This is a genomic window from Blastococcus brunescens (assembly GCF_035320885.1).
Lineage (GTDB): Bacteria > Actinomycetota > Actinomycetes > Mycobacteriales > Geodermatophilaceae > Blastococcus_B > Blastococcus_B brunescens.
The window spans coordinates 2316448-2335551 of sequence record NZ_CP141261.1 but is presented as its reverse complement, the minus strand read 5'-3'; the positions used below and the strand labels follow the sequence as shown (position 1 = coordinate 2335551).

The following is a 19104-nucleotide window of genomic DNA, read 5'->3' as shown; positions in this document are numbered from 1 at the left end:
CCGGCCCTGGGAGCTGCCCGACCAGACGACGACGCCGAACACCCCGCTGGTGCCCCGGCACCTGAAGCTGCACGACCTGTTCCCCGGCGAGGAGCACAAGAGCGTCGACCCGGTGACCGGCCGGCGACTGGTCCTGGGCAACGCCGACGTCCGGATTTCCTACGCCGTGTCGTCCCTGCCCAGCCCGCTCTACCGCAACGCCGTGGGCGACGAGTGCGTCTTCGTCGAGCGCGGAACGGCGACGGTCGAGACCGTGTTCGGCGCGCTCGAGGTGCGGCAGGGCGACTACGTCGTCCTCCCGCGGGCGACGACGCACCGCTGGCTGCCCACCGGCGACGAACCGCTGCGCACCTACGCCGTCGAGGCGAACGGCCACATCGCCCCGCCCAAGCGGTATCTGAGCAAGTACGGGCAGTTCCTCGAGCACGCGCCCTACTGCGAGCGGGACCTGCGCGCGCCGGGGAGCCGCTGCTGGCCGAGGGCAGCGACGTCGAGGTGTACGTGAAGCACCGCGGCGACGGCCCCGGCGGGCTGGCCGGCACGATCCACGTCCTCCCGGAGCACCCGTTCGACGTCGTCGGCTGGGACGGCTGCCTCTACCCCTACGCGTTCGACGTGGCCGACTTCGAGCCGATCACCGGTCGCGTGCACCAGCCCCCACCGGTGCACCAGGCGTTCGAGGGGCCGAACTTCGTCATCTGCAACTTCGTGCCCCGCAAGGTCGACTACCACCCGCTGGCCGTGCCAGTGCCCTACTACCACTCGAACGTCGACTCCGACGAGATCATGTTCTACGTCGACGGCGACTACGAGGCCCGCAAGGGGTCGGGCATCGGCAAGGGCTCGATCACGGTGCACCCCGGCGGCCACTCCCACGGGCCGCAGCCGGCCGCGGTGGAGCGCTCGCTGGGCGTCGAGTTCTTCGACGAACTCGCCGTCATGGTCGACACGTTCCGCCCGCTCGGGCTCGGCGAGGGCGGGCGGGCCGTGGACGACGGCCGCTATGCCTGGTCCTGGTCGGGGCGCGGGCCGGCCACGTGAGCTGGCTGGAGCTCCCGGAGGACACCGGCTTCGGCATCGACAACCTGCCGCTCGGGGTGTTCCTGGGCGGGGACGGCCCGGTTTCCGGCACGGCGCCCGAATCGGCGACTCCGTCCTCGACCTGTTCGGCATGACGGGGCTCCCGGTGCACGGGACCCGGACGCTCGACCCGTTCCTCGTCGCGGGTCCGGGCGCCTGGGGGACCTGCGCGCGCAGATCACCGAGTGGCTCACCGACGAGCGGCACCGCGCCCGCGTGGAACCGAACCTGGTCCCGCTGGACGCGGTGACCCTGCACCGCCCGATCGGCGTCCCGAACTACGTCGACTTCTACAGCTCGCGGCACCACGCCGAGAACGTCGGGCGGCTGTTCCGTCCCAACGCCGAGCCGCTGCCGGCGAACTGGCGGCACCTGCCGATCGGCTATCACGGGCGCGCGGGCACGGTGCAGGTGTCGGGGACGCCGGTGGTCCGGCCCTGCGGTCAGCTCGGTCCGCCGTCGGACGGTCTGCCGCCGTTCGGCCCGAGCCGCCGGCTGGACTTCGAGGCCGAGGTGGGCTTCGTGGTCGGGGCGCCGTCCGAGCCGGGGAGCGGGTGGCGGTGACGGACTTCGCCGAGCACGTGTTCGGCGTCTGCCTGGTCGACGACTGGTCGGCCCGCGACCTGCAGGCGTGGGAGTACGTGCCGCTCGGCCCGTTCCTCGGCAAGTCGTTCCAGACCTCGATGTCGCCGTGGATCGTGCCGCTCGCCGCGCTCGAGGCGGCACGTGTCCCGGCGCCGCCCCGCGACACGGAGCTGCTGCCCTACCTGCGCGACGACGACGACCCGTGGGGCCTGGACCTCGACCTGGAGGTGCGGCTGAACGGGCAGCTGGTCAGCCGGCCGCCGTTCCGCGACATGTACTGGACGCCGGCGCAGCAACTCGCGCACCTCACCGTGAACGGCGCCTCGCTGCTGCCCGGCGAGCTCTTCGCGTCGGGCACGGTGAGCGGCGGAGCCCGGGACCAGTGGGGATCGCTGCTCGAGCTGTCGGAGAACGGGGCGCGGCCGCTCACCCTCGCCGACGGCTCGACGCGCACGTTCCTCGAGGACGGCGACGTCGTCACCATCTCGGCGTCGGCACCCGGCCCGGGTCGCACCCGGATCGGGTTCGGCGAGGTCACCGGGACGGTCCTCCCCGCCCGATGAGGTGAGCCCCGGGCCGTCGCGCCCGCTAACCGGCCCCGGGCGGTGATCATGGGCGGATGCGCCTCCTGGTACTGGTCAACGCGGCGGCCGGCACGACCGACGACGAGTCGGTGGAGGCAGCCCTGACCGCGCTGCGCCGCGGAGCGGACGTCACCGTGGCCGCGACCGCCGACGAGGCCGAGCTCACCACCGCGGTGTCCGGCCTCGGAGACCGTCGTCCGGTCGTGATCGGCGGTGACGGCTCGGTCCACGCAGCCGTCCGTGCCCTGGACCGGGCCGGTGTGCTGGATCCGGGGCTGCCGGTCGGCATCGTCCCGCGCGGCACCGGCAACGACCTCGCGGGCACCCTGGGCCTGCCGCTGGACCCGGCGGAGGCGGCCGCCGTGGTGCTCGCCGGGACGCCGCGGCCGCTGGACCTGGTCCGCGACGACGCCGGCGGCCTGGCGGTCAACGCCGTCCACGTGGGGGTCGGCGCCCTCGCGGCGGCCGAGGCGCTCCGCTTCAAGGAGCGGCTCGGCACGGTCGCGTTCCCGCTGGGGGCCGCCATCGCCGGCGTCACCACGTCCGGCTGGCCGCTGCGGGTGGAGGTCGACGGGCGTGTTGCCGTCCACCCGGGCGAGGGGTGGGCGGCCGACGGGAGCATCGACGTGCTCATGCTGGCCGTCTGCACCGGCGCCACGATCGGTGGCGGCGCCCCGCTGGCCCCCGACGCCGTGCCCGACGACGGGCTGGCCGAGGTGGTGGTGAGCACCGCGACCTCCGCGGTGGCCCGCGCCGCGTTCGCCGCGGCCCTGCTGAACGGGCGGCACGTCGACCGTCCCGACGTCCTGGTGCTCCGCGGCCGCCAGGTGACCTTCTCCGGGGCTGCCGTGGACGTCAACGCCGACGGGGACGTCGAGGAGGGCGTCGACGCCCGCACCTGGCGGGTGGAGCCGCACGCCTGGTCGGTGCTCGTCCCGCGCTGACCCCGGCCGCTCAGCCGGCGAGGACGACGAGCAGCGTGCGCGGCCCGTGCACGCCCTCGACCCGTTGCAGTTCGATGTCGCTGGTGGCCGACGGGCCGCTGATCATCGTCAGGGGGCGAGCGGATCCAGTCGGGCCAGCCCTCGGGGACGCTGCCCACCACCTGGGCTGCCTCGACGACGCACACGAGGCAGTCGGGCAGGAGCGAGAGGGCGCGACGACCGGAGAGCGGACTGCCGTCGAGGACCAGCGTCCCGGTCTCGGCGATCGCGACGGCGACGCCGGTGACCGTCGCCGCGTAGCCGGCGAGGGACACGGCGGGACGACCGTCGTCCTCCACCGCACCGTCCGGCCGCCAGTTCCCGGGCACGCCGAGCGCGACGACGACGTCGCCCGGGGAGTGCTCGCCGAGCGCCGTCCGCAGCGCACCGGCGACGGCGATCGCGACGTCGGACGGCGCGCACCGCACGACCGTGGCCTTGTAGTCCTGGAGCCGGTCGGTGAGGACGTCGAGCAGCTCGCCGGGGAGCGGTCGTCGGTCAGCCGGTAGTCCCGCACGATCTCCGCGGGCTCGGCACGGTCGGGGCCGAGCGCGGTCCGGATCCGGTCCAGGATCTCGTCCCGGGCCGTCATCCGCCGTGCTCCCGCGCCCAGGCCTGCGTGAAGGTCTCCTTCGGCGGCGTCGGCAGGTCGCGGGTGCGGGTCCACTTCGAGGCCGGCGGCGGGAGCGCGGCCGGCAGAGTCGGCCTGCCCCGCGCGAGGAATCGGCCGAGACCCGCCGCCCGCTGGGCCAGCCGCCACAGCCGCGGATGCGACATGGCCGTCGACAGCGCCCGGAAGGCGACGGCCTCCGGCGTCGTGCGGGTCTGCGCCTCGACGTGCTCGGCCCGCAGGTGCACCAGGATCGAGGGGATGTCGATCGCCACCGGGCAGACGTCGTAGCAGGCCCCGCACAGCGAGCTCGCGTACGGAAGGGACGCGTTGTCCTCGACCCCGGTGAGCTGCGGGGAGAGCACCGCCCCGATCGGGCCCGGGTAGACCGAGCCGTAGGCGTGCCCGCCCGCACGCTCGTACACCGGGCAGACGTTGAGACAGGCCGAGCAGCGGATGCAGTGCAGCGCCTCGCGGCCCACCTCGTCGGCGAGCACCGCCGTCCGGCCGTTGTCGACCAGCACCAGGTGGAACTCCTGCGGTCCGTCGCCGGGCGTCACCCCGGCCCACAGCGAGGTGTAGGGGTTCATCCGCTCGCCGGTGGAGCTGCGGGGAGGAGCTGCAGGAACACCTCGAGATCGCGCCAGGTGGGCACCACCTTCTCGATGCCCATGACGGTGATCAGCGTCTGCGGGAGGGTCAGGCACATCCGCCCGTTGCCTTCGGACTCGACGACGGCGAGCGTCCCGGTCTCGGCGACGGCGAAGTTGGCGCCGCTGATGGCCACCCGCGCCCGGAGGAACCGCTCGCGCAGGTGGGCCCGGGCGGCCATCGCGAGCTTCCGCGGGTCGTCGGTCAACCCCGGGTCCACCCCGGGCATGGTCCGCAGGAAGATCTCCCGGATCTCCGCCCGGTTCTTGTGGATGGCCGGCACCAGGATGTGCGAGGGCTTGTCCTTGCCCAGCTGGACGATGAGCTCGGCCAGGTCGGTCTCGTGCGCGGCGATGCCGGCCGCCTCCAGGGCCTCGTTCAGCCCGATCTCCTGGGTGGCCATCGACTTGACCTTGACCACCTCGTCGGCCCCGGTGGCCTGCACGAGCCGAGTGACGACGGCGTTGGCCTGGGCGGCGTCGCGCGCCCAGTGCACTGTGCCCCCGCGGGCGGTGACCTGCTCCTCGAGCGCCACGAGGTGCTCGTCGAGGCGCGCCATCGTGGCCGCCTTGATCGCCCGGCCGGCCTCGCGCAGCTCCGCCCAGTCGGGGACCTCACCGACGACGGCGGCGCGCTTGCCCCGGATGGTCGCCGTCGCATGCCCGAGGTTGGCCCGCAGCTGGCCGTCGCGCAGCGACTCGCGGGCCGCGTCGGGGAACGACCGGTCGCCGCGCAGGTGGCCGACGCCCGGGGAGCGGTGGGGATCCCCAGGAAGACCGCGGTCATGCCTGGATCGCCGGCGCAGTCGCCTGCTGCGGGCTCACGGCTTCCTCCGTCGAGGCCAGGATCTCGGCGAGGTGCACCGTCCGGGTGCCCGAGCGCAGCCGGGACAGCCCGCCGCCGATATGCATCAGGCAGGACGCGTCACCGGCGGTGCACACCTCGGCGTGCGTGGCGAGGACGTTGGCCATCTTGTCGGTGAGCATCGCCGTCGACGTCTCCGCGTTCTTGATCGCGAACGTGCCCCCGAAGCCGCAGCACTCCTCCGCGCCGGGCAGCTCGACCAGGTCCAGGCCGCGGACCGCGCGCAGCAGCCGGAGCGGTCGGTCGCCGACCCGGAGCATGCGCAGCGAGTGGCAGGTCGGGTGGTAGGTGACGCGGTGCGGGTAGTAGGCCCCGACATCGGTGACGCCGAGGACGTCGACCAGGAACTGCGACAGCTCGTACGTCCGCTCGGCCAGGGCCGCGGCCTCGTCGGCCAGCGCGTGCTCGCCGGCCCGCCGGGCGACGGCGGCCTGCTGGTGGTGGATCGAGGCCACGCAGGACCCGGACGGCGCGACGACCGCCTCGGCCCCGGCGAACGCGCGGACGTGGTTGGCGACGACCGGCACGGCCTCGCGCCGGTACCCGGTGTTGACGTGCATCTGCCCGCAGCAGCTCTGGCCCGGCGGGACGAGGACCTCGTGGCCCAGCCGTTCCAGCAGGACCGCGGTCGCGTGGGCGACCTGGGGCACCATCGTGTCCACCAGACAGGTGGCGAACAGCGCGACCTTCACGACTCGGCGTCCCGGAGGGCGGTGCTCGGCCGCCGCACCGCGAGCAGCGGCTCCGTCGCCCGCCGGCCCCGCTCCTGCCCGGGCCGGCGGACCCCGCGGGCAGGGCCACGTCGCGGGTGCTGGGGGTCAGCGTCGCCTCCTGGGGTCCGACACCGGCGTGAACCGGTTCGTCGCGGTGCGCCAGGGCGGCACGCCGTGAGGGTAGGCACAGTCCTACCAGTCTCCCCGGCGGCCGGCGGCCGGCGCCGCGGCCGTCCGCCGTCGCCCCGCCGATCGTGGGGGAGACGGGACGTCCGGCACCATGACCGGATGACGACCGCCGCGGCCGGACCACAGGTCACCAACTGGGCGGGCAACCACACCTATCCGGCCGCGCGGGTGCACCGGCCGGCCGGCATCGAGGAGCTGCAGGAGATCGTCTCGCGCGCGCCGAGCGTGCACGTGCTGGGCTCCCGGCACTCCTTCAACGGCATCGCCGACGCCGCGGAACTCGTCTCGCTGGAGGCGCTGCACACGGCGCCGGCGCTGCCCGCCGCGGTGGCCGTCGGCCCCGACGGCCGCACGGTCTCCTCGGCGGCGGCGTGAAGTACGGCGAGCTGGTCGAGCGGCTGCACGACGACGGTCTGGCGCTGCACAACCTCGCGTCCCTCCCGCACATCTCCGTCGCCGGGGCGGTGACGACGGCGACCCACGGCTCGGGCACCGGGAACGGGAACCTGGCGACGGCCGTGGCGGCGCTGGAGATGGTTCTCTCCTCCGGCGAGATCCGGCGGGCCGAGCGCGGGGACCCCGACTTCGACGGCCTCGTCGTCGGCCTCGGTGCGCTGGGTGTGATCACCCGCTTGACCCTGGACGTGGAGCCCGCGTTCGACGTGCGGCAGCAGGTGTTCGAGGGGATGAGCTGGAGCGCTCTGCTGGAGCACTTCGACGAGGTCATGTCGTGCGGCTACAGCGTCAGCGTGTTCACGCTCCTCGCGGATGCCGTCGACATGGTGTGGGTCAAGACGCGCACCGACGTCTCCGACGCGCTGTCCGGCGACCTGTTCCGTGCGCGGCCGGCGCCCGCCGACCGGCATCCGGTCGTCGGGCTGGACCCGACCCCTGCACGCCGCAACGAGGCCGGTCCGGCCCCTGGCACGACCGGCTGCCGCACTTCCGCATGGGGTTCACGCCCAGCGCCGGCGAGGAGCTGCAGTCGGAGTACCTGCTGCCGCGTCGGCACGGTCCGGCGGCGATCGAGGCGGTGCGGGAGTTGGCCGATCGCATCCGCCCGTTGCTGCTCACCTGCGAGATCCGGACGGTGGCCGCCGACGGGCTATGGATGAGCACGAGCTACGGCCGGGACTCCGTCGCGCTGCACTTCACCTGGGTGCGCGAGCAGGGCGCCGGGAGGAGCTGCTCCTCGCACTGGAGTCCGCGCTGGCCCCGTTCGCCGCCCGTCCGCACTGGGGCAAGCTCTTCTGCGCGGAGGCCGCGGCGATCGCCCCGCTCTACGAGCGCCATCCGGACTTCGTCAGCCTGGCCGAGCGGTGGGACCCGCGCGGTGCCTTCCGCACTCCGTGGCTGGAGGCGCGGGTACTCGGCGTCCGGTAGCCCCGAGAACCCGGGGTCAGGCGCTGACGGCGTCCCGCCGCTGGACCCGCAGCCGACGGCGCTCACGCTCGGACAGGCCGCCCCAGATGCCGAAGCGCTCGTCGTTGGTGAGGGCGAACTCCAGGCACTCGGCGCGCACGGTGCAGCCGGTGCACACGCGCTTGGCCTCGCGGGTCGAGCCGCCCTTCTCCGGGAAGAACGCCTCGGGGTCGGTCTCGGCGCACAGGGCGTCCGCGCGCCACCCCTCCTCGCCGGCGTCCTCTCCGGACGTCCCGAGGACCGTCCACGGGGAGGGCTGCGACGGGGCGGCCCAGGGGAGGTCTCGGCGGCCGATGCGGCCGGACCCGCCGACGAATCGGTGAGCAGGGTCAGGAACGGGCGGGAGAACGACGACACGGGGAGCTCCTCGGGGAAGGGGGATGCAGGTGCCCCAGTCCGTGACGGACCGGTACGACCTGGCTGCTGTCCGTGACGTTACGGGCCGGGCGACCGAGTCGGCACCGGCACATATCCAACGAAACCGCACCGTCCGATTGGAGACATGTGTCGACATGTCGACGGGGGCGGTGCCGACCAGCCGGTGGTCAGGCGGTGCCGGTGCGGTCCGTCCGCGGCGGCTCGAGCAGCAGCACCGGGATCCGACGACGGGTCCGCCGCTGGTACTCCACGTAGGACGGGAAGACCGTGCAGGCCAGCGACCACCACCGGCTCCGCTCGGCACCGGTGGCCTCCCGGGCGACGAGGGCGAGCACCCGGTCGCCGTCCCGCAGCGTCACCTCCGGGTGGGCCAGCGCGTTCGCGTACCAGTGCGGATGCCGGTCCTCCCCGCGCGTCGAGGCGACCGCTGCGTAGAGCCCGGCGAGCTCGACGCGCATGAGCGGCGTCTTGCGGAGGAGCCGGGTGCGGGCGCCGACGGTGGTGAGCAGGACGACGGAACGACCCCGCAGCCCCGAGCCCGTGCGCTCGAGGTGCGCCACCTCCTCGCGGACCCACGCGACGGTGCTGGGCCCGTACTCGCCGGTGGATGGCATGTGCCCAGTGTGCGGTCCGGGCGCCCCCACCCGCCGGCGGATCGGTCAGCCGAGGGAGGCGATCAACTCGCGGCAGGCCTGCTCGCAGGAGCGGCACGCCTCTGCGCACACCCGGCAGTGCTCGTGCATCGAGGCGTGGCTCCCGCACTCGTCCCCGCACGCCTTGCACGCCGCGGCGCAGGCCTCCAGCACGGCGCGGGTGAGATTGGCGTCGTAGCCGGTGTGGCGGGACAGCACGCGACCGGTCGCGTCGCACACGTCGGCGCAGTCGAGGTTGGTGCGGATGCACTTCCGGAGATCGGCCACCATCTCCTCGCTGAGGCAGGCGTCCGCGCAGGCGGTGCACGCCTGGGCGCACTCCACGCACGCGTCGATGCAGGCCAGCAGCTTCGTCCGGTCGACACCGCCGAGATCCGCCGGGTAGGTCTCGAGCATCTGGGCTGCGACGGTCATGGGAGCTCCTGATGATCTCCGGTGGGGACGACACCGTGCCGCCCCGCTGGACACCGGTTCCCCCGGCCCCTACCCGGTCACCCGAGGGAGCCACCTGCGTCATCCAACCGTCATGTGGCGGTCCTCGCGCGCGGTGTCAGGCTGCGCGCGGCGGGGCAGGGACGCCGGGGCACACGGTGCCGACCGGCGACGACGGGGGCGAGAGGAGCTGGAGCCGTGATCGACATCCTGCTGGTGGCGGCAGGTGCGCTGGGGTTGCTCGTGGCGGCGTTGTCCGAGCGACTGCGCCGGCTGCCGCTCTCGGAGCCGGTGCTGGCGCTGGTCGTGGGCGTCCTCCTGGGGCCCGCGCTCACCGGCGTGCTGGACCTGCGCCCCATGACCGAGGACGCCGCCTGGCTGCACTCGGCGTCGAGGATCCTGCTGGCGGTCTCGGTCATGTCCGTGGCGCTGCGGTATCCGTTCGCCGCTGCGCGCACGCAACTGCGGCCGGTCCTCCTGCTGCTGGCGGTCGTGCTGCCGGTCATGGCGGTGGTCACCGCCGGCCTGGCGGCATGGACCCTGGGAGTGGGTCTGGGCACCGCGGCGCTGCTCGGTGCGGCGCTGTGCCCCACCGATCCGGTGCTCGCGTCCAGCGTCGTCACCGGCGGGCCGGCCGAGCAGGACCTCCCGGAGCGGGACCGGCAGATCCTGTCGCTGGAGTCCGGCGCCAACGACGGCCTGGCGCTGCCGCTGGTGCTCGTCGCCGTCGCGATCGCCGGCTCCGAGTCGCTGGGCGCCGCGGCCTTGGAATCGCTCTGGCAGGTGCTCGGCGCCGTGGCGGTCGGGGCCGCCAGCGGCTGGCTCGGGGGCCGTGCCCTGCGCCTGGGGAGGAGCACGGCTCCACCGATCCCGGACCCCGGCTGCTGTTCACCGCCGTGCTCGCCCTGGCCGTGCTCGGGCTGTCCGGGCTGATCCACGTCGACGGCATCCTGGCGGTCTTCGCCTGCGGGCTGGCGTTCAACGTGGTCAGCACCGGGTCGGAGCGCACCGACGACGCACCCATCGACGAGGCGGTCAACCGCTTCCTCGTCCTGCCGCTCTTCGTCGGGCTCGGCGCGGTCCTGCCGTGGTCGGCGTGGGCGGAGCTGGGCTGGCGCGGGCCGGCGCTCGTCGTCGGGGTCCTGCTGCTGCGGCGCCTGCCGATCGTGTGGCTGCTGCGCCGGCCCCTGCACCTCGGCCGGCCGGACGCGCTCTTCCTCGGGTGGTTCGGCCCGATCGGGGTGTCGGCCGTCTTCTACCTGGCCCTGGAGGCCGATCATCTCCGGCTCGACCCGGTGGTCCTCGCCGCCGGCAGCCTCGTCGTGGCAGCCAGCACGCTGGCGCACGGCATCACCTCCTCGCCCGGGCGGGACCTGTACCGCCGGGCCACGTCGTCTGACGCAACCGGTAGCGATGCCCCGAGCCGGGCCTGACCGGCAGCTGAGAGGAATGAAGCATGTGGTTCGACTCGTGGTCCGACCTGGTCCGCGTCCTGGTCGTCGGCGCCAGCGCCTACGTCACGGTGGTCCTGGTCCTGCGGTTGTCGGGAAAGCGGACGCTGGCCAAGCTCAACGCCTTCGACCTGGTCGTCACGGTCGCCCTCGGGTCGACGCTGGCGACCATCCTGCTCAGCTCCGACGTGTCGTGGACCGAAGGCGCGCTGGCGCTCGCGCTCCTCGCGGTCCTGCAGACCGCCGTCGCGTGGGTGACCTCTCACTGGCCCGTCGCGCGGAAATGGGTGACCGCGCGTCCCACGCTGCTCCTCCGGGACGGCAGTCCCATCGAGCCGGCCATGCGGTCGGAACGCGTGTCGATGGACGAGGTCCGGCAGGCCGTGCGGGCCTCCGGCTCGGGTGACGTCTCCTCGGTCGCGGCCGTGGTCCTCGAGAGCGACGGGAGCCTGAGCATCATCCCCGCCCAGAAGTTCGGGAACGGCTCCAGCCTCTCCGGCGTCCGGGGCTACGGCGAGTGACCGTCAGCCGACGACGACGTTCCACGGCCGGATCGTCCATCCGGTGACCAGCCCGTGGACGACGTAGGGGTCGCGGGCGACGAAGTCCTCGACGACCTCGCGGGTGGCGGCCCAGACCAGCACGGCCCGGTCGTAGGGGTCGGGCAGCGCGCCGGCGAGCAGCAGTTCCCCCGCTCGTGCGCCGCCCGGGCCAGCGCCAGGTGGTCCTCGCGCAGCGCGGTCCGGCGCTCGAGGTAGTCCTCGGCCAGCGTGTACTCGAGCAGCAGGTGCATGCCGACACCTTCACACGGTCGCGGGTAGCCGGGGCCGCAACGCCCCGCCCAGCAGCAGTGCCCCGAGCCCGGCCGCGACCACGGTCAGCAGGGCCACCCGGAGGCTCGTGGCGTCGGCCAGCACCCCGATCAGCGGCGGCGACACCAGGAAGCCGATGCGCAGCAGCCAGTTGATGACCGCCAGGCCGGTGCCGCGCCGCAGCCCCGGGAGCTCGTCGGCGGCGGCGTAGACGGCCGGGATGAGCGTGGCGACCCCCAGGCCCGCCAGCGCGAAACCGATGAGAGTGCTCGCCACCGAGGGGACGGCGAGCGCCAGGCCCATGCCGACCGCGATCAGCACGCCGCCGACCTGGGCGACCAGCCGCTGCCCGAAGCGGTCCACCACCCGGTCCCCGGTGAGCCGGCCGACGGTCATGGCTGCCGACAGCGCGACGAAGCCCAGCCCGGCGACGGCGGGGCCCGCTCCCAGCTCGGTGCGCAGGTAGAGCGCACTCCACGAGGACCCGGCGTCCTCGACGAACGCGCCGCAGGTCGCGAGGACGCCGAGCGCAGCCAGGGCGAGGACGGCGGTACGGCGTCCGTCCGGCCGGCGGGCGGGGACGTCCCCGGCCGTCCCCGCCACGGGCTCCCGGTCGTCGTCGTCGCCACCGGGCAGCAGTGCTCGGAAGGCCAGCAGCGACAGGAGACCGAAGACGACGGCCGAGGCGCCGAGATGGACCGCGAGCGGGATGCCGAGCCCCGCGGCGGCGGAGCCGAGCAGGCCACCGCTGACGGCGCCGATGCTCCAGAGGCCGTGGAAGCCGTTGAGGATCGACCGGCGGTACAGCCGCTGCACCCGGAGCCCGTGCGCGTTCTGCGCCACGTCGATCACCGCGTCGAGCGCCCCGGCGACGAGCAGGGCGGCGGCGAGCGCCCCCAGTTGGGCGCGATGGCGACCGTCCAGAGCGCGAGCCCGAGCAGCACCAGCCCGGTGCTCGCCACCCGTGCCGAGCCGAACCGGCGGATGAGCACCGCCGAGGAGAGGGCGGCGAGCAGGGCTCCCAGCGGCAGCGCCGCGAGGGCGGCGCCGAGCGAGGAGTTGCTCAGCCCGAGATCGGCCTTGATCTGGGGCAGCCGTGGCACGAGATTGGCGTAGAAGACCGCGTTCAGGAAGAAGCACGCGGCGACGGCGACACGTGCTCGGCGCAGTGCGCGGCTCGGAGCCGGGGCCCGGGTGTCGGTCACCGGGCGAACCGGGACAGGGCGTGCCGGATCTGGTCGCGGTCCATCGGGTCGGTGGACAGTGCGCTGTGCAGCACGAGTCCCTCGACGAGCGCGTCCAGCTCGCGAGCGGTCACCGGGTCGAAATGCCGCTCCAGGCTCCGCCGGCTGCGTGCCATCCAGTCCTGCGTCACCGCTCGCAGGGCCGGGTTCCGGGCGGCGGCGACGTACAGCTCCACCGTCAGGACGAGGTCGCGGGCGGAGTCGAGCAGGTCGCCGGCCAGGTGCTCCACGAGGTACTCCAGGACCTCCCCGGAGCCCGTCGCCGCCTTCATTCGCTCGTCGAACCGCGGGGCCACGGTGTCCACGTGCGCGGTGAAGGCGGCGCTCAGCAACTCGTCCAGGGACGTGAAGTGGTAGGTGATCGAGCCGAGGGGACGTCGGCGGCGCGGGCTATCACCCGGTGGGAGGCGCCGGCGACACCCTGTTCGGCGATCACGTCGAGGGTCGTGGCGACGATGCGGTCCCGCCGTCCCGGGTCGTACCGCCGGCTCCGTCGGGCCGGCGCCTGCGACACCGTCACGCTCCGTCGTCCAGGGTCCGCACCACGCGGGCCGGGTTTCTGACGGCGACGACGTCGGCGGGCAGATCGCGAGTGACGACCGCGCCGGCGCCCACCACGGTGTTCTCGCCGATGGTGACCCCGGGCAGCACGATCGCGCCGCCGCCGAGCCAGACGTTGTTCCCGATGGTGATCGGCTGCGCGGCCTCCACTTCTGCCGCCGGGGCTCCGGGTCGACCGGGTGGGTGGGGGTGAGCAGCTGGACGTTCGGCCCGATCTGGACGTCGTCACCGATCGTGATGGCGGCGACGTCGAGCGCCACCAGGCCGAAGTTGGCGAAGCATCGGGCGCCGATGCGGAGGTGGGCGCCGTAGTCGACGAAGAGCGGCGGCCGGATCTCGGTGCCCTCGCCGACCGCGCCGAGGAGTTCCTCCAGGAGCTGCCGGCGCAGCGGACCCTGGCGGGCCGACGTCGCGTTGTAGGCGGCCATCAGGTCGAGCGCGGCGGCGCTCTGCTCGCCGATCTCGGGGTCGTCCGCGATGTACAGGTCACCGGCGAGCATCCGCTCGCGCATGCTCCGGGAGTCGTCCACACCCGCACGCTACCCGACGATAGGAACACTCGTCCCTATCGGGGCGACGGGCGCGCGGGCAGAATCCCGGCATGCCCCGACTGCTCGTCATCCACCACACGCCCTCGCCCAACCTGCAGGTACTGCTGGAGGCGGTGCGGGAGGGCGCCGCCATGGTGGAGGAGATCGAGCTCGTGGCGCGGCCGGCCCTCTCGGCCGGCGCGGCAGACCTCCTGGAGGCCGACGGCGTCCTGCTCGGCACCCCGGCCAACATCGGCTACATGTCCGGTGCGCTCAAGCACTTCTTCGACACCGTGTACTACCCCTGCCTCGACGCGACGGTCGGGCTGCCGTACGGCGTCTACGTCCACGGCGGCGACGACACCGCGGGTGCGCTGACGGCGATCGGGAAGATCACCGGGGCGCTGCGGTGGAAGCAGGTCGCCGCCCCGCTGAATCTCACCGGGCCGCCCACGGCGGCCGATCTCGAGGCATGCCGGGAGCTCGCGGCCACCGTGGCGGTCAGCCTGTGACCACGGACCCTCGGGCCGCGCGGGCACCCACCGTCCCGCGAGGGCGTCCCTGACCTCCTGCTCCCAGGCGTCCGTCTCCGACCGGGGCACCGAGGTGGACTCCTGGGCGAGCTCGACCACCTGTCGGAGGTAGTCCTCGAGATCGGTGTCGAGGAGCCCGTGGGGGCGCGCCAGGCCAGTTCGCGCAGCAGCCCGGCGAGCCGGCGGAGCACGGCGGGTTGTCCGGAGGCGAACTGGATCGGCTCCTCGAGCCCCAACCGCAGCAGGGTGCCCACCTCCCACGCGGGGACGACGAAGCGGAGCACGCCGTCGTCGTCGCGGACGGCCGACGGCCGTGGCGGACGGGCCACCAGCTCCCCGAGCAGCGCGGAGACGTGCGAGAGGCCGTGCACCGCCGTGGTCGGGTCGTTGGTGCTCGGGGAGAGGGCGCGGATCACGATGTCGACGACCTTCCGCAGGCTGTAGGCGACGTCGCGGGTGGGCGAGCGCTCGAAACCGAGCCGCAGGCAACCGTCCAGCGCCGCCTCCAGCGCGTCGAGGTCCGGCGTCGCACTCGGGTCGGTGCTCCAGACCGTGGCCACCGGCGTCCCGACGACGACGGAGTCGCCGATCCGGGCGCTCAGCAGCACCGTGACGCCGGCCTCGGTGGCCGCCGTCACGACCCCGCGGGGATCGACGTCGACCACGAAACCGCTGGATCGCGCCGGCACCTGCCTGCCGGGTCCGGCGGGTAGCTCGATTCCCGGGTCGTCGCCGTCGTCGTCGGGGAGCTCGCGGGCATAGGTCTCGGTCGCCTCGTCGTGGACGTCGCGGAACATCGTCTCCACCCGCAGGGACCGCGCCAGGTGGGCGAGGAAGAGCACGATGGCGACGACGCTGACGAGGGTCAGCGCGAACCCGACGGTGACCGACAGGCGTGGGACGAAGGCGCTCTCGTCGTTCGTCGCGCTCTCGGTCCGGACCGTCCGGAGCACGGTGAGCGCGTAGACGAAGGTCGCCACCAGCTGCGCCAGCGTGAACTGGACGACGCGGTCGGTGACGAACGTCTGCAGGAGCCGGGGCGAGTGCTGGCTGCTGCTGAGCTGGAGCGCGACAACGGTGAAGGAGAAGGTCAGGCCGGTCACCGAGATGAGCGAGCCCGCGATCGCGGCCAGCAGGTCACGGGCAGCCGTCGGGCCGCCCCGAACGCGAAGAAGAGCGGATGGCCGTCGGGTCGGGACGCGAGCATCTCGTCGAGCGCGGGCAGGCCCACACCCAGACCGATGGCGATGACGATGCCGAGCACCGGCACCGGCCAGAGGGAGCCGCGGAGCCGGGCGACGATCGCCGCCCGTGCGCCGCCGCCCCGGGAGTCACCAGCCACTGGTGGCTTGCAGAACGGCCTCGGTGAGGGCGCGGGTGCGCAGCGCAGTGACCTGCTGGTACTCGGGATCGGCGACCATCCGGCTGAACGCTTCGCGGGAGGGGTAGCGCACCAGGAGCACGGCGTCCCAGGCCTGGCCGTCCTCGGCCACGAGCGACGTCGACCCGTCCCCGGCGTAGAGCACCTCGCCGCCGTACCGCGGCAGGAACGTCGTGCTCAGCGCCTCGGCGTACTGGGCGTACAGCTCGCGGCCGCCCTCGGCGTAGCGCAGCAGGTTGAGCATCACCACCGGTCCTCCGGGGTCCTCCTGGAGGTAGCGCTTGAGATCGGCACCGCGGGGATCGACAGCCATGCCGGGAAGCTAGCAAGGCGGACCGGGCGCGGCCCGCTGATCGGTTGACCGTCGCCGGATCCTGGCAGCGTGCGACTCACGTTCACCCGGATGGCCGATCGCCGTCCCGGCGAGACGCTCGTGGAGCGCGACGACGGCGTCGTGTTCGCCAGGCGGGGCGCGGGCGGAGGCGCGGACCTGCCGCACGACCTGGTGCACGCGCTGATGGAGACCGAGCTCCGGATCGCCGACGGGATCTGGGGCTGCGTCGCGGACGGGGCGGTCTGGGGTCCATGCGGCACGTCTCCAGTCGCCGGCCGCCGCACTGGAAGGAGCGCTCGGACGGGCTGAGGAAGGCACGGGACGCCGCCATCGACCACGCCGAGGCGGTCGCGGACCTGGTGTTCCGGCTGGCGTGCGGTGCCGAGGTGCTCTCCGGCCAGGTGGCGTCATCGGGGCTTCCCCTGCGCAGGTCCACGCGGCCGTCGCGGCCCTGGCGCCGCGGGCCGGAGGTGGGCGCAGCTCCGCCGGGCGCGGCCTGGGTGGTGGAGTGGCCCGAGCCGTCGAAGCGCCGGCACGTCCCGGGGCCGCGACCGCGCGCGCTGCTCGTGCGATCTCGCCGTGACACGCTCGGACCGTGACACGGGTGGGCCTGGTGCTGGGTGGCGGGGGCGTCGTCGGGCAGGCCTACCACTCGGGCGTGCTGGCCGTGCTGCAGCACGACTTCGGGTTCGACGCGCGGACGGCCGACGTCATCGTGGGCACGTCCGCCGGGTCGATCACCGGAACTCTGCTGCGGCTCGGAGTCTCCCCGGAGGATCTGGCCGCCTGGACGGTGAAGGCCCCGCTGTCCGGCGACGACGACGTCCTCCGGCAGTTGGCCGAGAACTCCGCGCCCGAGCTCGCCCCGTTCAGGCCGCTGTCGCTCGTCCGGCGGCCCATGCGGCTGCCCGGCCGGCACATGGTGGCGCGCGCGGTGACGCGGCCTCTGCAGTTCCGCCCGCTGGCCGCGGGATTGGCCCTCATGGCCCCGGGCCGGCACGACGTCCTCGCGCAGCTGTCCGCGCTGCGCGAGCTCGAACGCCCCGAGTGGCCCACGCCGGACCTCTGGATCTGCGCGGTGCGCCGCCGGGACGGCCGCCGGGTCGTCTTCGGCCGTCCCGGGACCCCGGAGGTCCCGATCCACCGGGCGGTCGGCGCCTCGTGCGCCGTGCCGGGGTACTTCGCGCCGGTGCGGATCGGCCGGCACAGCTACGTGGACGGCGGGGCGCACTCGCCGACGAACGCCGCGGTGCTCCGGGGACAGCAGCTCGACCTCGCCGTCGTCATCGCGCCGATGAGTGGCCCGGCAGGCTGGCGACCCGGGGTCCTTCCCTCTGTCCGCCGGTACTCCGACCGCCTCCTGCGCAGGGAGGTGCGGGCGCTGGAGGCCGACGGGATACGGACGGTCGTCTTCACCCCCGGAGCCGGCGAGCAGCAGGTGATGGGCACCGACATGATGTCGCGCGAACGGCTGGACGAGGTCATCCAGCAGTCGTTCCTCACCGCCGGTGCGTACGCCGCGACGTCCGACGTGGCCGAGCTGCTGCGGGCGGCGGCCGGCGGGGAGTAGGGCCGCGTCCCCCGTCCGCTCAGCCGTTGAGCTCGAGCACCTGCGTCGTCTCGGCCCGCACTTCGGCGAGCAGGTGGGGTTCCTCGGACAGCCGGTGCCCGAAGGAGGGGATGACCTCCTGCAGCGCCGGGCGCCACGCCGGGATCCGGTCGGGGAAGCACCGCTCCAGCAGGCTCAGCATGGCCGACACCGCGGTCGAGGCGCCGGGGAGGCGCCGAGCAGGCCGGCGATCGAGCCGTCGCCACCGACGACGAGCTCGGTGCCGAACTGGAGGACGCCCCGTCCAGTCGCCGGGTCGCGCTTGATGACCTGGACGCGCTGGCCGGCCGTGACCATGTCCCAGTCGGCCTGCTCGGCCAGCGGCACGAAATCCGCCAGCGTCGCGTGCCGCGCCGAGCGGGACTGCAGGAGCTCCTTGATCAGGTACTTCGTCAGGCCGAGCTCCGTACGGGCGACGCCGAGCATCGAGCTGAGGTTGTTCGGCTTGACGCTGCGCGGCAGGTCGAAGATCGACCCCGCCTTGAGGAACTTCGGGGAGAAGCCGGCGTAGGGGCCGAAGAGGAGCGAGTGGTCGCCGTCGATGAGGCGCAGGTCCAGGTGCGGAACCGACATGGGTGGCGCTCCGACGGCCGCCTGGCCGTAGACCTTGGCCTGGTGGCTGCCCACCAGCTCGGGTGAGGTGGTGCGCAGGAACATGCCGCTGACGGGGAACCCGCCGAACCCGCGGATCTCGGGGATCCCGGCCTTCTGCAGGAGCGGCAGGGCGCCGCCACCGGCGCCGACGAACACGAAGCGGGTGCGCAGCGTGCGCGGCTCCCCGGTGCGGGTGTCGATGACGGTGACCTTCCAGCGGCCGTCGGACTCGCGGTCGAGGTCCTGGACGCGCTGGTTGGTGTGCACGGTCACGCCGCGGCCGCCGGCGTCCTCGAGGAGGAGGCGGGTGAGCGCGCCGAAGTTGACGTCGGTGCCGGCCGCGGAGCGGGTCGCGGCGACGGCCTGCGACGGGTCGCGGCCGGCCATCATGAGTGGGAGCCAGCCGGCGAGCTCGGCAGCGTCCTCGGTGTACTCCAGGCCGTGGAACAGCGGCTGGGCGGCGAGCGCCTCGTGGCGGGCGCGCATGTAGCGCCGGCCGGCCTCGCCGGTGACGAAGCTCAGGTGCGGGACGGGGGTGATGAAGTCCTTGGGCGAACCGGTCATGCCGCCGCGCACCAGGGAGGCCCAGAACTGGCGCGAGACCTGGAACTGCTCGTTGATCGTGACGGCCTTGGACGCGTCGACGCGACCGTCCGGGCCGGCCGGCGTGTAGTTCAGCTCGCACAGTGAGGCGTGGCCGGTCCCGGCGTTGTTCCAGGGGCCCGAGCTCTCGCCGGCCACCTCGTCGCCGGACTCGAAGAGCGTGACGCTCCACTGCGGCGCAACGACGTTGATCAGCGCGGCGAGCGTGGCGCTCATGATGCCGCCGCCGACGAGGACCACGTCGGGGTTCGCGCTGTCGGGGACAGCGCTGTCAGGGATACCGTGCCCGGCTGCTACGCCGTTCTCGG

Annotated in this window: 28 protein-coding genes and 3 pseudogenes; 16 read left to right on the top strand and 15 right to left on the bottom strand. The window is 73.8% G+C overall.

What is annotated here, in order from left to right; all coding sequences use genetic code 11:
* Positions 1-49 precede the first annotated feature (49 nt).
* From U6N30_RS15560 to U6N30_RS15535, 6 genes are all read left to right on the top strand, one after another.
* Positions 50-505, top strand: coding sequence for a cupin domain-containing protein (locus U6N30_RS15560; protein ID WP_324277988.1), 456 nt, complete (start codon positions 50-52; stop codon positions 503-505).
* Entirely contained in the window at positions 496-1041 is a 546-nt protein-coding gene (locus tag U6N30_RS15555; RefSeq protein WP_324277987.1) for a homogentisate 1,2-dioxygenase domain-containing protein, read from the top strand. Before U6N30_RS15560 ends, U6N30_RS15555 begins: the two co-directional genes overlap by 10 nt.
* Positions 1038-1175: a hypothetical protein gene (locus U6N30_RS15550; RefSeq protein ID WP_324277986.1), complete on the top strand. Its 138-nt coding sequence runs from the start codon at positions 1038-1040 to the stop codon at positions 1173-1175. The genes U6N30_RS15555 and U6N30_RS15550 overlap by 4 nt, the downstream gene beginning before the upstream one ends.
* Before the next feature lie 121 nt (positions 1176-1296).
* Entirely contained in the window at positions 1297-1644 is a 348-nt protein-coding gene (locus U6N30_RS15545) for a fumarylacetoacetate hydrolase family protein (RefSeq protein ID WP_324277985.1), read from the top strand.
* Entirely contained in the window at positions 1635-2228 is a 594-nt protein-coding gene (locus U6N30_RS15540) for a fumarylacetoacetate hydrolase family protein (RefSeq protein ID WP_324277984.1), read from the top strand. Before U6N30_RS15545 ends, U6N30_RS15540 begins: the two co-directional genes overlap by 10 nt.
* 56 nt (positions 2229-2284) lie before the next feature.
* Positions 2285-3193, top strand: coding sequence for a diacylglycerol/lipid kinase family protein (locus tag U6N30_RS15535; protein ID WP_324277983.1), 909 nt, complete (start codon positions 2285-2287; stop codon positions 3191-3193).
* A gap of 194 nt (positions 3194-3387) precedes the next feature.
* Here U6N30_RS15535 and U6N30_RS33935 read toward each other — a convergent pair.
* The 4 genes and pseudogenes from U6N30_RS33935 to U6N30_RS15515 form a co-directional block, all read right to left on the bottom strand.
* A pseudogene (locus U6N30_RS33935) lies at positions 3388-3507 on the bottom strand (LutC/YkgG family protein); the annotation flags it as partial.
* Between the two features lie 313 nt (positions 3508-3820).
* Positions 3821-4432: a 4Fe-4S dicluster domain-containing protein gene (locus U6N30_RS15525; protein WP_324277981.1), complete on the bottom strand. Its 612-nt coding sequence runs from the start codon at positions 4430-4432 to the stop codon at positions 3821-3823.
* The gene (locus tag U6N30_RS15520; protein WP_324277980.1) at positions 4429-5052 is read right to left on the bottom strand and encodes an LUD domain-containing protein; all 624 of its coding nucleotides are present in this window, start codon (positions 5050-5052) and stop codon (positions 4429-4431) included. Before U6N30_RS15520 ends, U6N30_RS15525 begins: the two co-directional genes overlap by 4 nt.
* 223 nt (positions 5053-5275) lie before the next feature.
* Entirely contained in the window at positions 5276-6049 is a 774-nt protein-coding gene (locus tag U6N30_RS15515) for a (Fe-S)-binding protein (protein ID WP_324277979.1), read from the bottom strand.
* Between the two features lie 309 nt (positions 6050-6358).
* On the opposite strand from U6N30_RS15515, the gene U6N30_RS15510 reads away from it, so the two are divergent.
* From U6N30_RS15510 to U6N30_RS15500, 3 genes are read left to right on the top strand one after another with little or no spacing between them, the layout of a single operon-like run.
* Positions 6359-6634 carry a hypothetical protein gene (locus tag U6N30_RS15510; protein ID WP_324277978.1) on the top strand — a complete coding sequence of 92 codons (276 nt, stop codon included), beginning with the start codon at positions 6359-6361 and terminating at the stop codon, positions 6632-6634.
* Positions 6631-7374, top strand: a complete 744-nt coding sequence (locus U6N30_RS15505; protein ID WP_324277977.1) for an FAD-binding protein — start codon at positions 6631-6633, stop codon at positions 7372-7374. Before U6N30_RS15510 ends, U6N30_RS15505 begins: the two co-directional genes overlap by 4 nt.
* Positions 7367-7642, top strand: coding sequence for a D-arabinono-1,4-lactone oxidase (locus U6N30_RS15500; protein ID WP_324277976.1), 276 nt, complete (start codon positions 7367-7369; stop codon positions 7640-7642). Before U6N30_RS15505 ends, U6N30_RS15500 begins: the two co-directional genes overlap by 8 nt.
* Positions 7643-7658: 16 nt before the next feature.
* Here U6N30_RS15500 and U6N30_RS35450 read toward each other — a convergent pair whose 3' ends face one another.
* The 3 genes from U6N30_RS35450 to U6N30_RS15485 are packed head-to-tail and all read right to left on the bottom strand — an operon-like array spanning position 7659 to position 9126.
* Entirely contained in the window at positions 7659-8195 is a 537-nt protein-coding gene (locus U6N30_RS35450; protein WP_479690609.1) for a WhiB family transcriptional regulator, read from the bottom strand.
* 31 nt (positions 8196-8226) lie between these two features.
* Positions 8227-8673, bottom strand: coding sequence for a nitroreductase/quinone reductase family protein (locus U6N30_RS15490; protein ID WP_324277975.1), 447 nt, complete (start codon positions 8671-8673; stop codon positions 8227-8229).
* 45 nt (positions 8674-8718) lie between these two features.
* On the bottom strand, positions 8719-9126 hold the full coding sequence (locus tag U6N30_RS15485; protein WP_324277974.1) for a four-helix bundle copper-binding protein: 408 nt from the start codon (positions 9124-9126) through the stop codon (positions 8719-8721).
* Between the two features lie 216 nt (positions 9127-9342).
* Between U6N30_RS15485 and U6N30_RS15480 the strand changes: the two genes are divergently transcribed.
* From U6N30_RS15480 to U6N30_RS15470, 3 genes are read left to right on the top strand one after another with little or no spacing between them, the layout of a single operon-like run.
* Positions 9343-10077, top strand: a complete 735-nt coding sequence (locus tag U6N30_RS15480; RefSeq protein WP_324277973.1) for a cation:proton antiporter domain-containing protein — start codon at positions 9343-9345, stop codon at positions 10075-10077.
* Complete coding sequence (locus tag U6N30_RS15475) at positions 10041-10577, top strand: cation:proton antiporter domain-containing protein (RefSeq protein WP_324277972.1); 537 nt, start codon at positions 10041-10043, stop codon at positions 10575-10577. The genes U6N30_RS15480 and U6N30_RS15475 overlap by 37 nt, the downstream gene beginning before the upstream one ends.
* A gap of 23 nt (positions 10578-10600) precedes the next feature.
* Positions 10601-11116, top strand: a complete 516-nt coding sequence (locus U6N30_RS15470; RefSeq protein WP_324277971.1) for a DUF421 domain-containing protein — start codon at positions 10601-10603, stop codon at positions 11114-11116.
* On the opposite strand, the gene U6N30_RS15465 is transcribed toward U6N30_RS15470, so the two are convergent.
* The 4 genes from U6N30_RS15465 to U6N30_RS33930 are packed head-to-tail and all read right to left on the bottom strand — an operon-like array spanning position 11104 to position 13742.
* The gene (locus tag U6N30_RS15465; protein ID WP_324277970.1) at positions 11104-11388 is read right to left on the bottom strand and encodes a YciI family protein; all 285 of its coding nucleotides are present in this window, start codon (positions 11386-11388) and stop codon (positions 11104-11106) included. The genes U6N30_RS15470 and U6N30_RS15465 overlap by 13 nt on opposite strands.
* Positions 11389-11398: 10 nt before the next feature.
* Positions 11399-12259 carry an MFS transporter gene (locus U6N30_RS15460; protein ID WP_324277969.1) on the bottom strand — a complete coding sequence of 287 codons (861 nt, stop codon included), beginning with the start codon at positions 12257-12259 and terminating at the stop codon, positions 11399-11401.
* Positions 12256-12612 carry an MFS transporter gene (locus U6N30_RS15455; RefSeq protein WP_324277968.1) on the bottom strand — a complete coding sequence of 119 codons (357 nt, stop codon included), beginning with the start codon at positions 12610-12612 and terminating at the stop codon, positions 12256-12258. Before U6N30_RS15455 ends, U6N30_RS15460 begins: the two co-directional genes overlap by 4 nt.
* Positions 12609-13742, bottom strand: a complete 1134-nt coding sequence (locus tag U6N30_RS33930) for a maltose acetyltransferase domain-containing protein (protein ID WP_422678075.1) — start codon at positions 13740-13742, stop codon at positions 12609-12611. Before U6N30_RS33930 ends, U6N30_RS15455 begins: the two co-directional genes overlap by 4 nt.
* 71 nt (positions 13743-13813) lie before the next feature.
* On the opposite strand from U6N30_RS33930, the gene U6N30_RS15435 reads away from it, so the two are divergent.
* Entirely contained in the window at positions 13814-14254 is a 441-nt protein-coding gene (locus tag U6N30_RS15435) for a flavodoxin family protein (protein ID WP_324277967.1), read from the top strand.
* Between the two features lie 242 nt (positions 14255-14496).
* Here the strand turns inward: U6N30_RS15435 and U6N30_RS15430 are convergent.
* The 3 genes and pseudogenes from U6N30_RS15430 to U6N30_RS15420 form a co-directional block, all read right to left on the bottom strand.
* Positions 14497-15399: pseudogene (locus U6N30_RS15430) on the bottom strand (DUF2254 domain-containing protein); the annotation flags it as partial.
* Positions 15375-15617, bottom strand: a complete 243-nt coding sequence (locus U6N30_RS15425) for a hypothetical protein (protein ID WP_324277966.1) — start codon at positions 15615-15617, stop codon at positions 15375-15377. The pseudogene U6N30_RS15430 and the gene U6N30_RS15425, both read right to left, overlap by 25 nt.
* On the bottom strand, positions 15607-15969 hold the full coding sequence (locus U6N30_RS15420) for a DUF1330 domain-containing protein (RefSeq protein WP_324277965.1): 363 nt from the start codon (positions 15967-15969) through the stop codon (positions 15607-15609). The genes U6N30_RS15425 and U6N30_RS15420 overlap by 11 nt, the downstream gene beginning before the upstream one ends.
* A 69-nt stretch (positions 15970-16038) precedes the next feature.
* Between U6N30_RS15420 and U6N30_RS15415 the strand changes: the two genes are divergently transcribed.
* Genes U6N30_RS15415 through U6N30_RS15405 form a run of 3 tightly spaced genes read left to right on the top strand, consistent with a single transcriptional unit; the run spans position 16039 to position 17560 of the window.
* A complete protein-coding gene (locus U6N30_RS15415) occupies positions 16039-16299 on the top strand; it encodes a hypothetical protein (RefSeq protein ID WP_324277964.1) in 261 nt (86 codons plus the stop codon).
* Positions 16300-16349: 50 nt separating this feature from the next.
* The gene (locus tag U6N30_RS15410; protein WP_324277963.1) at positions 16350-16589 is read left to right on the top strand and encodes a hypothetical protein; all 240 of its coding nucleotides are present in this window, start codon (positions 16350-16352) and stop codon (positions 16587-16589) included.
* 5 nt (positions 16590-16594) lie between these two features.
* Complete coding sequence (locus U6N30_RS15405; RefSeq protein ID WP_324277962.1) at positions 16595-17560, top strand: patatin-like phospholipase family protein; 966 nt, start codon at positions 16595-16597, stop codon at positions 17558-17560.
* 19 nt (positions 17561-17579) lie between these two features.
* Here U6N30_RS15405 and mqo read toward each other — a convergent pair.
* Positions 17580-19012 (bottom strand): annotated as a pseudogene (mqo, locus tag U6N30_RS15400) (malate dehydrogenase (quinone)).
* Positions 19013-19104: the final 92 nt, after the last annotated feature.